This is a genomic window from Sphingomonas sp. AC411, from assembly GCF_979253035.1.
In genome coordinates this window covers 1,381,235-1,394,579 of sequence record NZ_CEEDAQ010000001.1, presented here as the reverse complement: position 1 = coordinate 1,394,579, position 13,345 = coordinate 1,381,235, and the positions used below count along the sequence as shown (strand labels likewise).

Sequence of the window (13,345 nt, the reverse complement as noted above, 5' to 3'; positions counted from 1 at the left end):
ACCGACACGCGTCCAAGGATCATCCCATGACCAAGATCTCAATCACCGACGACTATGCCGAGCGCGACGCCAGCATCGCGATCAATTCCTACACCACCGTCCTGCGCCGCCCGAGCGTCCCGCACGAGGTGTTCGCGACCTATTGGCGCGACGTCCACGGTCCGCTCTGTTCGCGTATTCCGGGGCTCGGCTGGTACGTCCAGAATCATTTCGACCGTGAGCAGGACGCGCATCTCTGGCCCGCGATCGATGGCATCGCGCCGTTCGACGACTATGTGCTCGATGGTGGCGTGGAGATCGGCTTCGCAACGCAGGCCGACCAGGACGCGTTCGACGACGCATGCCCGATCCTGTTCGCCGACGAACAGAATATGTTCGCGGCGACGATCGCCTACGCCTTGCCGACGGGATCGACCACGTTCGTCGACCGCGTCGCGGACCCGATCCCGAACGAGGATGACGGGCTGGACCGCATCCACGTTCACTTCGGCGCCGGTAAGACCGATCCAGCCAGGTTCGCGACGTTCATGCACAGGTTCGCCGATACGCTCGCCGGCGATCTGGCGGTACTTAAGGTCCGGCTCCACCAGCCCGACCGCTACGACAACGCCAATCCCGCACCGCCAGCGCCCAATGTCGGCCACGAAGTGCCGCCCGAACGCGCGCAGGTCGCGATCCTCGAACTCGCCTTCGAAACGCCGCTGACGCGCCGTCAGTTCTTTGCGTCGGCGCTGTTCCAGAACACTATCGAGGATCAGAAGGCGCATATCGGTTATGTCGCGGCGTTCGCCGTCAGCGGCGTCTACACCTATGTCCGAGACAAGACGCTCACGACCGCCGGCCTGCGCGGCAGCCGTCCGGCGCAGCTGATCGAACGCCTCGGTGCCGCCAATCAGATCGCTGCCGACGCGAAGACCCTGTTGTTCACGGGCGCGCTCTAGGAAGCGTACGGCCGAGCGCCGCGCACCGAACCGAGGTGCGCGGCGCTCGGCCCAGGTCCGTCTATCGGATGGCGCGCGATGATCGCCGCAACGACACGCCATCAGCGCTGGCTTTGTCGCGCCGACCTACCGAACCCCAGTCGCGTCAATTGGTCATCTAGATCAGCTTCAAGATATCGCTACCCCACGGCAATTTGTCTGCCTTACTAGGCTAGCTTGCCAAAAATTGGCCTAACCGAACCGCCTTGACTCGTTGACCAACGATCGTAAGGTACCGCTATCAACGAGCTGCCTAGACAGACGTGATCGGGAGTAGGGTGATCAGGCACTATCCAAATTCAGCTCAGATACCGGATCATGCGCCGCATTCTCCGGATGCCGTCACGTCCGAGCATTTCGATAACCATAAAATACCGCGTCTCGCCGCAACGACGGCGAGGTTCCAGAAGGATCCTGAACCATGACACCCTATAAAACGGTACCTCGTTTGACGCGCGCCGGCCTGTTGTGCGCGACGACGATGGCCGCGCTGTGTGCGACCATCGCGACGGCGCAGACCATACCGCCGACGCAGGATCCGTCGCCGCCCGTGGCGCAGGATGGCACGCCCGCCACAACGGAGCCGGCCACCCCCGCGGCGCCTGCCACAACCACGGCACCGCCCGCCGCGAGCTTGCCCAGTTCCGACCAGGTTCCGGGTACGGTCGACGCGACGGACAGTGCCGACATCGTCGTGACCGGCTACCGCTCCAGTCTTGCCAAGTCGACCAATGCGAAGCGCGCGGCGACCGGGTTCACCGACTCGATCTTCGCAGAGGATATCGGCAAGTTCCCGGACACGAACATTGCCGAATCCTTCAATCGTATTCCCGGCATCACGATCACGCGCGACGTGACGGGTGAGGGCACGAACGTCGCGATCCGCGGGCTCGGCTCCAACTTCACCAACGTGACGCTCAACGGTGCGACGATCGCGGTGGCATCCTCGGGCGCGACCGATGCGCAGGGCACCGATCGCTCGGTCGATCTGAGCTTTTCCCGACCGACCTGTTCACCAAGCTGACCGTCAACAAGAGCTATACCGCGGACCTTCTCGAAGGTGGCGCGGCCGGTAACATCGATCTGCGGTCGGCGCGGCCGTTCGATCGTGCGACCTCGTTCCTCGCCTATAACGTGCAGGGTACCAAGCAGTCGCCCGAAGACCGGATCGGCGCGCGTGGCTCGCTGATCGGCAGCTGGCGCAACGATACGTTCGGCATCCTTGCGGGCGTCTCGGCGCAGCGCCTGTTTACCGACACGCGCGGCTTCGAGACGATCGGCTATACCAATCCGGCGCTGACCGCAGCGCAGTGCGGTGCGGCGACGGGCTGCAACTCGACCGCCGGCGGCAACTGGACGATCCCCGCTACGGTACCTGTCGGCGCGGGCGCGGGTCTGGTCGCCGGCACGCCGATCGACAGCGCGTTCCTGCTCGCCAACAACCCCGGTGCGACGATCCAGCAGATCGACAACGCTCTGTTGCCACGGCTCGGGCGTTCGACCAGCATTCGCGGGCCACGCGATCGTATCAATGCGATCATGAGCGCGGAATGGCAGCCGACCGACACGCTGCATTTCTACATCGACGGCCTGTACGGCTATAAGAAGAACGAACTGATCCGCGAGAACATGGCGTGGATCGTCCGCAACGGCGCGATCATTCCGACGAACCTGACGTTCGACAAGGCGGATTGCACGGTCGGCTGCGTCGTCACCGGCGGCACCTTCGCCAACGCGCAGTTCTTCAACGAATTCCGCCCCTATACCGAGACGACGAAGCTCTTCAGTATCAATCCCGGCGGCGAATGGGAGATTTCGGACACGCTGAAGCTCAACCTCCAGGCCAATTACGCACGTTCGACCTTCCACCGCGAAAGCCCATCGGTCGGCATGACGACCCCGCTGGGTGTCGGCAACACCGTGACCTACACCAATGACGGCGGCATCCCGAGCATCGTCAGCGGGCTCGATCTCAACGATCCGGCCAATTTCGGCTGGAACGCCGGCAGCCGCGTCAACATCTCCGACGAACGCCGGCTCAACAAGAGCAAGGGCGCGCGTGGCGATCTCACCTGGGGGAGCAAGGCGCTCAACCTGAAGGTCGGCGGCGCATTCGACGACGTGTTCCGTCGGATCCGCGGCTACGACAACAGCCAGGCGTGGCAGAATGCGGTCTGCGGCAACAACCCGAGCGCCTTCGTCAGTTCGCCCAACTCGCAGCCGCCCTGCGAAGGCCTGAACGCGCCGGGCACGATACCGGCCGGCTATCCGAGTTACCCGGGCTATGGCACCGGATCGACCGCAGGCATGACCGGGCCGGTGAGCTATGGGGGTCGCTGATCCCGAATTCGGCGGCGCCGACCTATCTGACGCCCGGTCCGGCAGGGTTCGTGACAGTCGACTGGCCGAAGTTCGCGGCCGCCAGCAACTATGATTTCTATCACGACAACGCCCGGAAACCGGTGCTGCCAACACCGGTGCCAGCGGCGGTGCGATCCGCGAAGTCGTCAAATCGGCATTCGCGACGGTGAACGGCGAGCAGGAACTGGGTGGCAACATGCTGCGGTTCAATGTCGGCGTGCGCTATGTGAACACGATCCAGACGATCACCGGGCGCGTATCGCTGCCCGACCCGCGCAACACGACGTCGACCGGGGCCGCATTGCCGGACGGCAGCCGCTACGAAAACATCGTCAGCAACGTCTCGACGCGCAACGTCTATTCGAAGTGGCTGCCAGCGGCGACTTTCGCCTACGACGTCAGCGAGCATGCCGTCGTCCGCGTGGCCGGTTCGCGGACGATGACCCGCCCCGATCCGTCCGCGCAGCTGCCGGGCGTCAATTTCGGTGCACCCTCGGCGGACCAGGCGACGATCGGCAACCCCGCACTGAAGCCCTATCTCTCGACCAACCTCGATCTGGGCTTCGAATATTATACCGGGCGCGAGGGTGTCGTCAGCTTCAACGCCTTCCGCAAGTCGATCGAAGGGTTCACCAACACGTTCATCAGCACGGTGCCGTTCGGCGATCTGGCGCAATATGGCATCACGTACGATACGCTGAACCCCACACAGCAGATCGCCTTGAACTCGCGTGGCGGCCCTAGCGCCGCGCAGGTACAGGTCACGTCGCAGGTCAACGTGCCCAACAAGCTGACGATCAACGGCCTCGAATTCCAGTGGGTCCAGCCGCTCGACTTCATCACCAAGCACATCGGCGTCACCGGCTTCGGCTTCAACGCCAACGCAACGGTCGTCGATCAGCGCAGCGACGGTCCGGCCCAGGCGTTCGGCGTGGCACCGTTCACCTACAACATCACCGGCTATTACGAGAAGAACGGCGTAATGCTGCGCGTGTCGACGACCTCGCGCGAAGGCTCGCAGAACAGCGGCGCGGCACAGAACGGCATTCCTGCGGCGGCGTTGTTCGGCACGGACTATACGACGTACGACTTCTCGTCGTCGTTCGATCTGGACAAGATCTTCGGCCTTGCGGGTGCGCCGCAGCTGACGATCAACGTCGCGAACTTCACGGACGCGACGTTGCGGTCGTACTTCCAGTTCGAGAACGCGACCTTCACGCAGTACAAGCCGGGTCGCCAGTTCCTGATCGGTCTGCGCGGCACGTTCTAGGTGGCACGTGCGGGGCGGCCGTGATGCGGCCGCCCCGTCTGGGTGACGGGTCATATCCGGCTCGTCACGAGATCGCGGAGACGAATTGATGATCACCCGCCGCGACATAATGGGCAACATGATGGGCGGCGCGTTGGCCGCAGGGTTGCTAGCCTCACCCTTGGCCGCCGCAGTGCGGTTCGACCGGCGCAAGCGCGGGTTCGACATCACGCGAAACGACGGCGTGATGCCCGTGTTCGTCGATGCGGACGATTTGCCCGGAGTCCGTCGGGCCGCGGGCGATCTGGCCGAGGATATCGGTCGCGTGACCGGCACTGCGGCACAGGTCGTCGGCGACCGTACGCGTCTACCTACGACCATCATTCTGGTCGGGTCGATCGGCCATAGCCCGCTGATCGACCGGATGATCGCCAGTGGCAAACTCGACGTTGCCGGCATCCGTGGCAAATGGGAGTCGTTCGTCGTGGAGACGATCGCCAACCCGCTGCCGGGTGTCAGCGAAGCGCTGGTGATCGTCGGCAGCGACAAGCGCGGCGCGATCTATGGCGCGTACGACCTGTCACGGATGATCGGCGTGTCGCCCTGGTATTGGTGGGCGGACGTGCCCGTCGTCCGCCAGACGCATCTGAGCGTGGCGCATGGCCGCTATGTCCAGCAATCGCCCGCGGTGAAGTATCGCGGCATATTCCTCAACGACGAAGCACCGTGCCTGTCGGGCTGGACTACCGAGAAGTTCGGCGGGATGAACGCGAAATTCTACGGCAGGCTATTCGAGCTGCTGTTGCGGCTGCGTGCCAATTACCTGTGGCCGGCGATGTGGAACAACGCGTTCGCGATCGATGATCCGGCCAACGCGCCGCTCGCCCAGGACTACGGCATCGTGATGGGCTCGTCGCATCACGAGCCGATGATGCGCGCGCACAAGGAATGGACCGACAACCGCAAGGACTATGGCAACGGCGCGTGGAACTATGCGACCAACGGGCCGGCGGTCGCCAAGTTCTTCCGCGAGGGGATCGTCCGCAACCGCGACAACGAAGTCGTCGTGACGATCGGGATGCGCGGCGACGGCGATGTCGCGCTGGAGAGCACCGGTGGTCTCCAGTCCGACGTCAAACTGCTCGAAGGCATCATCACCGACCAGCGCGCGATCATCGCGGAGGGGATGCGCAAGCCCGCCGAACAGGTGCCGCAGGTGTGGGTGTTGTTCACCGAGGTCTATAAATATTACGACGCCGGGCTGAAGATCCCGGACGACGTGACGCTGATGCTGGCGGACGACAATGTCGGCAATCTGCGCCGCCTGCCGACCCCCGCCGAGCGTGGTCGCAAGGGCGGCTTCGGCGTCTATTTCCACATGGACATGCACGGCGGGCCGTTCGCGTATCAGTGGATCAATTCGAACCCGCTGCCCAAGATCTGGGAGCAGATGAACCTCGCCAACCAATATGGCGCGAACGAGATGTGGATCGCCAATGTCGGCGACCTGAAGCCGCTCGAACTGCCGATCGAGTTCTTCCTGGCGATGGCGTGGAATCCGCCGATGTCGCCAAGGACAAGATTGCCGACTGGACGCGCGCTTGGGCGGAACGCCAGTTCGGGCCGGAACATGCCACCGAGATCGCGTTCCTCGCCGCGCGCTATGCGAAATACAACGGGATGCGCAAACCCGAGCAGCTTCGGCCCGACACGTTCAGCCTCGAGAATTACCGCGAGACGGAGCGGATCTGCGAGGCGTGGAGCGACCTCGTCCGGCGCGCCGATGCGGTGAACTCTGCGCTGCGTCCCGACCAGCGCGATGCGTTCTATCAGCTCGTGCTGTATCCGGTCCGCGCCTGCGCAAACCTGATGCTGATGTATGCCGCCGCCGCGCGCAACGCCCGGTTCGCCGAGCAGGCGCGCGCGAGCACCAGGGCCGAGGCGGACGAGGTCCGGCGGCGTTTCAAATACGACCACGAACTCCGCGACACGTACAACCACGTCATGGCGGGCGGTAAATGGAACCACATGATGGACCAGACGCACATCGGCTATTTCGACTGGTATCCGCCTGAGGCCGACATCATGCCCGCGGTCGCCGATCTCGATCTCGATGGCGTGACCGGCTTCGGCGTCAGCGTCGACGGGGACAGCCGCGGGTGGCCGGGCTATTATCTGCCCCCGGCCCTGCCGACGCTCGACAGCATCACACGGCTGCCGACTTACCTCGACGTGTTCCCGCGCGGGCTGGCCGAAGCGCCGGTCACGGTCACCGCGGACCAGCCCTGGGTGACGATCCGCGAAGGCAAGGCGTTCAGCGCATCGCCGCGTGACAAGCGGTTCTGGATCGATGTCGACTGGGCAAAGGCACCGGTAGGCAAAACAAAGGCGACGATCGCGGTCAAGGGCGACACGACGATCACCGTGCGGCTGGATGCGGTTCGCGCCACGCCGCAGCAGGAGAAGGATGCGCGCGGTGCGTTCGGCGGGCTTGCCGGTGCATTCGGGGTGCCGGTCACCGGCTTTGTGCGATCGGTCCAGGTCGGCGGCGCGCAGTGGGACACGATCCCCGATTTCGGCCGGGTCGAAGGGGCGATGTCGATCTTCCCGGTGGATGCGCCATCCTTTCCGGATCCAACGCGCGCACCGCGTCTGGAATATCCCATCTTCCTGGCAGCAGCGGGCAAGTACCGCGTCGATCTGGTCACCGGCCCGACGCTGGAGGTTATCCCCGGACGGAAGCTGAGCGTGGCGGTATGGCTCGATAATCAGCGGCCCGAGATCGGTACGGTCTTTACGCCGGAAGATGGTGCAGCACAGGATTTCCTGGGCGCCAAGCACGCGATCAACACGGCCGACAACGCGCGGACGATGCAGTTCACGATCACCGCCGAGCAGCCCGGCCGACACACGCTGACCATCGGCATGATCGATCCGACAATGGTCTTACAGACGATCGCGATCTCGAACGAGGAGCCCAAGACATCCTATTACGGACCGCCAATGATCGCCGCGCGCCCGGCCAAGCCCGGCCAGCCCGTTTCCCCCTGGACGGTCGTCCGCTCATGATGCGCGCATGTCTGGCGCTTGTCGGCGTCCTGGTCGCGCTGGCATTGCCCTCGCAGAACGATCGCGCGGCCGGACAGCAGGTCGCGCCCGTTTCCGCCGACGTGATCGTCAATCTAAAGGCGCCCGGTCCGGTCATCGCCAGACACATCTACGGCCAGTTCGCCGAGCATCTCGGGCAGGGCATCTACGAAGGCATCTGGGTCGGCGAGAAGAGCACGATCCCGAACATCCGAGGCTATCGACGCGACGTGGTCGAGGCGTTGCGGCATATCCATGTCCCCGTGATCCGCTGGCCCGGCGGCTGCTTCAGCGAGATCTACGACTGGCGCGATGGGGTCGGCCCGCGCGCGAAGCGGCCGACCCGCGTGACGATGAACTGGCCGAACACGATCGACACCAACCAGTTCGGCACGCACGAGTTTCTCGACTTCGCCGAACTGATCGGCGCGGACGCTTACGTCTCCGGCAATGTCGGATCGATGACGCCGCGCGATATGGCGCAGTGGATCGAATACATGACGTCCGACCAGCCGGAATCAACGCTGGTGCAACAGCGCAAGTCCAACGGCCGCGACAAGGCGTGGCGTGTGCCGTTCTTCGGCATCGGCAACGAGACCTGGGGCTGTGGCGGGGATATGCGGCCCGATTACGCGGCCGACGTCAACGCCCGCTACGCGATCTTTGCGCGCGCGCCGAGCGGCTATCCGATGGTCAAGGTGGCGAGCGGTGCCAGCGTCCAGGGCGGCGGCGACTTCGAGGCGTTTACCACCGCGATGATGGCGCACATGGGCGCGACGCAGGCACTCAGCTTCCATTACTACGCGATGCCCGACGGCGCGAAGGGCCCCGCGGTCGGCTTCGACGAGGACGGCTGGGCGAACGAACTCGCGCTCGCGCTGCGGATGGAGCCGCTCGTATCGCGGACTGAGGCGATCATGGACCGCACCGATCCCGAGCGGAAGATCGCGCTCTTCGTCGACGAGTGGGGCAGTTGGTATCTCCAGCCGCCCGAGGCTCCCGAGGGCGCGCATTACCAGCAGAACTCGTTACGCGATGCGATGGTCGCGGCGCTCACGCTCGACATCTTCCACCGACATACCGCCCGCGTGCGGATGGCCAACATCGCGCAGATGGTGAACGTGCTGCAGGCGATGATCCTGACCGACAAGCAGAAGATGCTGCTGACGCCGACCTATCACGTCTTCGACATGTACCAGCCGTTCATGGACGCGACGCCGTTCCCGGCGCTGGTCGCGGGGCCGGTCTACACGCGGGGCAAGGCGAGTATGCCGACGATCGACGCATCGGCGGCGCGGGGGCGGGACGGCAAGCTGTACCTCGCGCTGGTCAACGTCAGCCCCGATACCACCGTGCGCGTCCGCACCAACCTGACCGGCGCGGCGAGGGCCGGCTACTGACCGCCCCCAGATCGACAGCCACAACCGCTTCGACGCGTCGGACGCGGTCAAGCCGGTGTCGTTCTCGGGCCGCGTCGAGGCAGGGCGGATCGTCTTCGACATGCCCGCAAAGTCGATCGCGGTGGTCGGGATCGAATGATGCCGCGGCATATCGATTATTCAAACGTGACCGTTCCACTCGACCCGGTGGCGTTGTACGATCGCCGTCAGGCATCAGATTGGTAAGTTCAGTGGTAAATCCCGAATCCCACAACGCGTTGTTCGGTGTTGGAAAGTACGAAGCTCCGGCGAAGGATCGTCTCTACCAGCGGTTGGCGCGTCGGCTGTTCGAGGAACTGGCCGCGGGCACCTATGCGATCGGCGATCGGCTTCCGGCGGAGCGCGAACTCGCGATCGACTATGGCGCCAGTCGGCCGGCGGTGCGCGAGGCCCTTATCGCGCTGGAGGTACAGGGTTTCATCGAAGTCCGTGTCGGCTCGGGCGCGTATGTTTGTCGCTTGCCGGGGCAGGGTGAGGAGCCGGGTTTCGCGATCACCGCGTTCGAACTGACCGAAGCGCGCATCATGTTCGAGGGCGAAGCTGCGGCGCTGGCGGCGGTGCAGATCACCGACGCCGAGGTGGATCACCTGGATGCTCTTGTCGAGGCGATGACCACCGAGAATTTGCTCGTCGAGGTCACCGAGGTCGCCGATCGCGATTTTCACATGGCGATCGCGAAGGCGACCCGGAATGCGGGTGTCGTCAGGACGATCGAGGATCTATGGCATCTGCGTTCGACATCGCCCGAATGCGCGCTCCTCCATGCGAAGGCGCGCGATGCCAAGGTTCGTCCGGTCGTGGCCGAACACGCTGCGATCGTCGATGCGTTGCGTGCGCGCGACGCGGCGGGAGCACGTGCGGCGATGCGGGCGCATCTGACGTCGGTGATGGATCATCTCCTTTTCAGGACCGAGGAGATGGCAATGGAGGAGGCTCGGCGTGCCCTTGCGACCACCCGTCAGCGATATGGCGGCAGTGCGCACGCCTGACGCTGCGTCGCGCTGCCGAACTTAAGAAGTTGTCAGACCAATTTGGCGGCTGCTATCGACATTTTTACTGGTTCCGCGTCCAGACGCGGCATTGAACAGGACGAGGACACCGAACAGATGATGATGACCCAGACCATGCGATGGTTTGGCCCGAACGATCCGGTGCCCCTCCATGCGATCCGCCAGGCCGGTGCCACCGGGATCGTCACTGCGCTGCATGAGGTTGCCAATGGCGACGTATGGACCGCCGACCTGATCGCCGCGCGCAAGGCCGTCATCGAAGACGCGGGCCTGGAGTGGAAGGTCGTCGAGAGCCTTCCCGTAGCCGAGGCATTGAAGACGCGCTCGGGCGACTGGGCGCGGCTGATCGAGGCGTATGTCGCCAGCCTGCGAAATCTCGCGGCGCAGGGCATCGATGTGGTGACGTACAATTTCATGCCGCTGCTCGACTGGACGCGGACCGACCTGGCCTGGACCTTGCCCGACGGCGCCCGCGCGCTTCGGTTCGAACTGCACGCACTGGCTGCCTACGACGTCCACATCCTGCGCCGTCCCCATGCCGAACGCGATTATGCGCCGCAGGTCGTTGCGATCGCCGCCGAGCGGTTTGCGGCGATGGACGACGAGGCGCGTACGACGCTGGAGCGGACGATCATCGCAGGCCTGCCGGGCAGCGAAGAAGCTTCAGTTCGCCGCAATTGCTCGAACAGATCGAAACATATGCCGACATCGATGCAGCGCAGTTGCGCGCCAATCATGTCGCCTTCCTCGAGGCGGTCTGTCCCGTTGCCGAGGCCGAGGGTATCCGGCTGGTGGTGCATCCCGACGATCCGCCGTTCCCGATCTTCGGCCTGCCGCGCGTGGTCAGCACCGAAGCCGATGTGCGCGCGCTGTTCGAAGCGGTACCGTCGGCAGCCAATGGCCTGTGCTTCTGCAGCGGCTCGTTCGGTGCTCGCGCCGACAATGACTTGCCCGGCATGGTTCGGCGGCTGGGCGACAGGATCGGCTTCGTGCATCTGCGATCGGTGCAGCGCGAGCCCGACGGCGCGTTTCACGAAGCAGCGCATCTGCAAGGTGATGCGAACATGCCGGCGATCTTGACCGAACTGGCCACCGTGCAGGCGCGGACCGGTCGTTCGCTGCCGATGCGCCCGGATCACGGTCACCAGATGGCCGACGATCTGACGAAGCGCACCAACCCGGGTTATTCGTTGATCGGGCGTCTGCGGGGGCTCGCCGAACTGCGCGGGTTGGAGCTGGGTCTGGCGTATGGGCATGGCCGGGACTGACCGAGCAGTTGGCAAGCTAACGCCGAGACCAAATAGCTGTTCAGTCCTTCTTTAGAATGGTCAGCGCCGCGTCTTGGTGCGCGATATAGCTGTCGAGCGCGCTCGCGGCGTTGAGCATGTGCGCGCGCATACGGCGGGCGGCGGTGTCGCCGTCGCCTTCGGCGATCGCGCGCATCACCGCATCGTGTTCGGCGCGCGAACTGGCGAGGCGCTGGTCCTGGCGGAGTTGCATGCGGCGGAACGCGTTGAGACGCGTGCGGACCGCGATCGCCTGGTCGGCGAGGAAGTCGTTGTGCGCGGCGCGGTAGATCGCCTCGTGGAACTCGCGGTTGAGCGCATCATACGCATCGACGTCGCCCGCCTCGACCGCGGACTCGCTCGCCTCGTGGATGCGGAGCAGCCGGCTGCGTTCGAGCGGCGTGATGCGGTAGGTGGCGAGACGGACGCACACCGCCTCGATCTCGGCCATCGTCTCGAACATGTCCATCACCTCCTCGGCGGTGACGTGGCGGACGATGACGCCGCGGCGCGGGCGGACCTCGACCATGCCGCTGGTGGCCAACTGCCGCAGCGCCTCGCGGACCGGCGTGCGCGAGGCCCCGTACCGATCGGCCAGTTGCTGTTCGTCGAGCATCGTGCCGGGCGCCAGTTCACCCGACGAGATCGCGTCGGTCAGCGCGTTGCGGATCCGATCCGACAACAGCCCGGTGTCTTCGATGTCGATAACGCCCACGGTTCTTCAGCCCCCACGATCGCGCGGACGATCAGGTACAGGATCGACGGCGCCACCAGACAGCCTAGCCCGGTATGGAAGGTCGCGGTCAAGGCGCCATAGGGGACAAGCCGTCGATCGGTGGCGGCGAGCCCGCCCGACACGCCGCTGACCGTGCCCATCAGCCCGCCGAACACCATCGCGCTGCGCGGATTGTTGAGGCCGATCACCCCGGCGACCAGGGGAGTACCGACCATCACCATCACCGCCTTGAACACGCCGGTCGCGATCGACAGCGCGATGACCGGCGAACTCGCGCCGATCGCCGCACCCGTCACGGGCCCGACGATATAGGTGACCGCACCCGCGCCGATCGTGGTCATCGACACCGCGTCGGTATAGCCGAACGACGCCGCCACCAGCGCGCCGACGATGAATGGCAACACCGTGCCGAGCAGCAGCGCGACGACGCCGATCAGCCCGCCTTCTTCGCCTGTTCGACATCGACCTCACAGGCGGTGGCGACGATCGCGAAGTCGCGCAGCATCGCGCCACCCATCAGGCCGATCCCCGCGAGCATCGGCAAATCGGCCAGCCCCTTGTGCCTTCCGGTCGCGATCCCCCAGAAGGCGAGCGCGAGACCGATCAGGATCGCGATCGCCGAACCATGGACTCGGCCCATCGTCAGCTTGGCAGACAGCATGTTCGACAGCCACATGACGATGCCAACGACCGCGAACGCGGTGAGCAGCGCGTTGGCGGTCAGCACCTTGGTGATCATTTCCATGTCGGTGCGCCTCAGTGCTGGGTTGCAGGGGAGGGGCCAGCGCGGCTTCGGCCTCGCGGGCTTCGCGCGCCTCGATCTCGTCCATCGTCTCGGGCGTACCCGACAGGCGGCTGATGAGTGCGACCGCGCTGAAACATACCAGCAGCGCGCCTACGCCGGCGATCAGCACAACCGGCCCGCCCTCGACTGCGGCGACGACGTCCTGTTGGGCCGCCATCGCGACGACGATCGGGATATACAGCGCCCCCAGAAGCCGATCCCGCGCGAGACGCCCTCGACATAACGGCCGCGCGACTTCAGCCACATCCGCGCGGCGATCAGCAGGATCATCGCGATACCGACCCCGCCGACGTTCGCCTTCACGCCGAGCAGCGCGCCGAGGCCTTCGCCGAGCAATTGCCCGATCAACGTGCAGATCGCGAGCAGCGCGACTCCGGCGATCATGCGTCGCG

At 65.0% G+C, this 13,345-nt stretch carries 8 protein-coding genes and 4 pseudogenes; 9 read left to right on the top strand and 3 right to left on the bottom strand.

Annotated elements, in window-relative coordinates:
* Nucleotides 1-26 precede the first annotated feature (26 nt).
* From AC0IX7_RS07050 to uxuA, 9 genes and pseudogenes are all read left to right on the top strand, one after another.
* Nucleotides 27-941, top strand: a complete 915-nt coding sequence (locus AC0IX7_RS07050) for an EthD domain-containing protein (protein WP_471810979.1) — start codon at nucleotides 27-29, stop codon at nucleotides 939-941.
* Nucleotides 942-1,401: 460 nt separating this feature from the next.
* Nucleotides 1,402-2,004, top strand: coding sequence for a TonB-dependent receptor plug domain-containing protein (locus tag AC0IX7_RS07045; RefSeq protein WP_471810978.1), 603 nt, complete (start codon nucleotides 1,402-1,404; stop codon nucleotides 2,002-2,004).
* Nucleotides 2,005-2,114: 110 nt separating this feature from the next.
* Nucleotides 2,115-3,320 carry a hypothetical protein gene (locus AC0IX7_RS07040; protein ID WP_471810977.1) on the top strand — a complete coding sequence of 402 codons (1,206 nt, stop codon included), beginning with the start codon at nucleotides 2,115-2,117 and terminating at the stop codon, nucleotides 3,318-3,320.
* A 187-nt stretch (nucleotides 3,321-3,507) separates the two neighbouring features.
* Nucleotides 3,508-4,611, top strand: coding sequence for a TonB-dependent receptor domain-containing protein (locus AC0IX7_RS07035; protein WP_471810976.1), 1,104 nt, complete (start codon nucleotides 3,508-3,510; stop codon nucleotides 4,609-4,611).
* A gap of 88 nt (nucleotides 4,612-4,699) precedes the next feature.
* Nucleotides 4,700-6,225 (top strand): annotated as a pseudogene (locus AC0IX7_RS07030) (glycosyl hydrolase 115 family protein); the annotation flags it as partial.
* A gap of 45 nt (nucleotides 6,226-6,270) precedes the next feature.
* Complete coding sequence (locus tag AC0IX7_RS07025) at nucleotides 6,271-7,659, top strand: hypothetical protein (protein ID WP_471813781.1); 1,389 nt, start codon at nucleotides 6,271-6,273, stop codon at nucleotides 7,657-7,659.
* Entirely contained in the window at nucleotides 7,659-9,077 is a 1,419-nt protein-coding gene (locus AC0IX7_RS07020; protein WP_471810975.1) for an alpha-N-arabinofuranosidase, read from the top strand. The genes AC0IX7_RS07025 and AC0IX7_RS07020 overlap by 1 nt, the downstream gene beginning before the upstream one ends.
* Before the next feature lie 257 nt (nucleotides 9,078-9,334).
* Nucleotides 9,335-10,105 (top strand): FadR/GntR family transcriptional regulator, encoded by a 771-nt coding sequence (locus AC0IX7_RS07015; protein WP_471810974.1) that lies wholly within the window; start codon nucleotides 9,335-9,337, stop codon nucleotides 10,103-10,105.
* Nucleotides 10,106-10,222: 117 nt separating this feature from the next.
* Nucleotides 10,223-11,394: pseudogene (gene uxuA / locus AC0IX7_RS07010) on the top strand (mannonate dehydratase).
* Between the two features lie 40 nt (nucleotides 11,395-11,434).
* Here uxuA and AC0IX7_RS07005 read toward each other — a convergent pair.
* The 3 genes and pseudogenes from AC0IX7_RS07005 to AC0IX7_RS06995 form a co-directional block, all read right to left on the bottom strand.
* Nucleotides 11,435-12,094, bottom strand: a complete 660-nt coding sequence (locus AC0IX7_RS07005; protein WP_471810973.1) for a GntR family transcriptional regulator — start codon at nucleotides 12,092-12,094, stop codon at nucleotides 11,435-11,437.
* A pseudogene (gene madM, locus AC0IX7_RS07000) lies at nucleotides 12,067-12,824 on the bottom strand (malonate transporter subunit MadM). Before madM ends, AC0IX7_RS07005 begins: the two are co-directional and overlap by 28 nt.
* Before the next feature lie 229 nt (nucleotides 12,825-13,053).
* Nucleotides 13,054-13,337, bottom strand: a pseudogene (locus tag AC0IX7_RS06995) (malonate transporter subunit MadL); the annotation flags it as partial.
* Between the last annotated feature and the right edge of the window lie 8 nt (nucleotides 13,338-13,345).

Excerpts from the sequence above, each read along its gene's own strand:
- AC0IX7_RS07045 (WP_471810978.1), top strand. The coding sequence starts at position 1,402 with ATGACACCCTATAAAACGGTACCTCGTTTGACGCGCGCCGGCCTGTTG.
- AC0IX7_RS07020 (WP_471810975.1), top strand. The coding sequence starts at position 7,659 with ATGCGCGCATGTCTGGCGCTTGTCGGCGTCCTGGTCGCGCTGGCATTG.
- AC0IX7_RS07025 (WP_471813781.1), top strand. The coding sequence starts at position 6,271 with ATGCGCAAACCCGAGCAGCTTCGGCCCGACACGTTCAGCCTCGAGAAT.
- AC0IX7_RS07050 (WP_471810979.1), top strand. The coding sequence starts at position 27 with ATGACCAAGATCTCAATCACCGACGACTATGCCGAGCGCGACGCCAGC.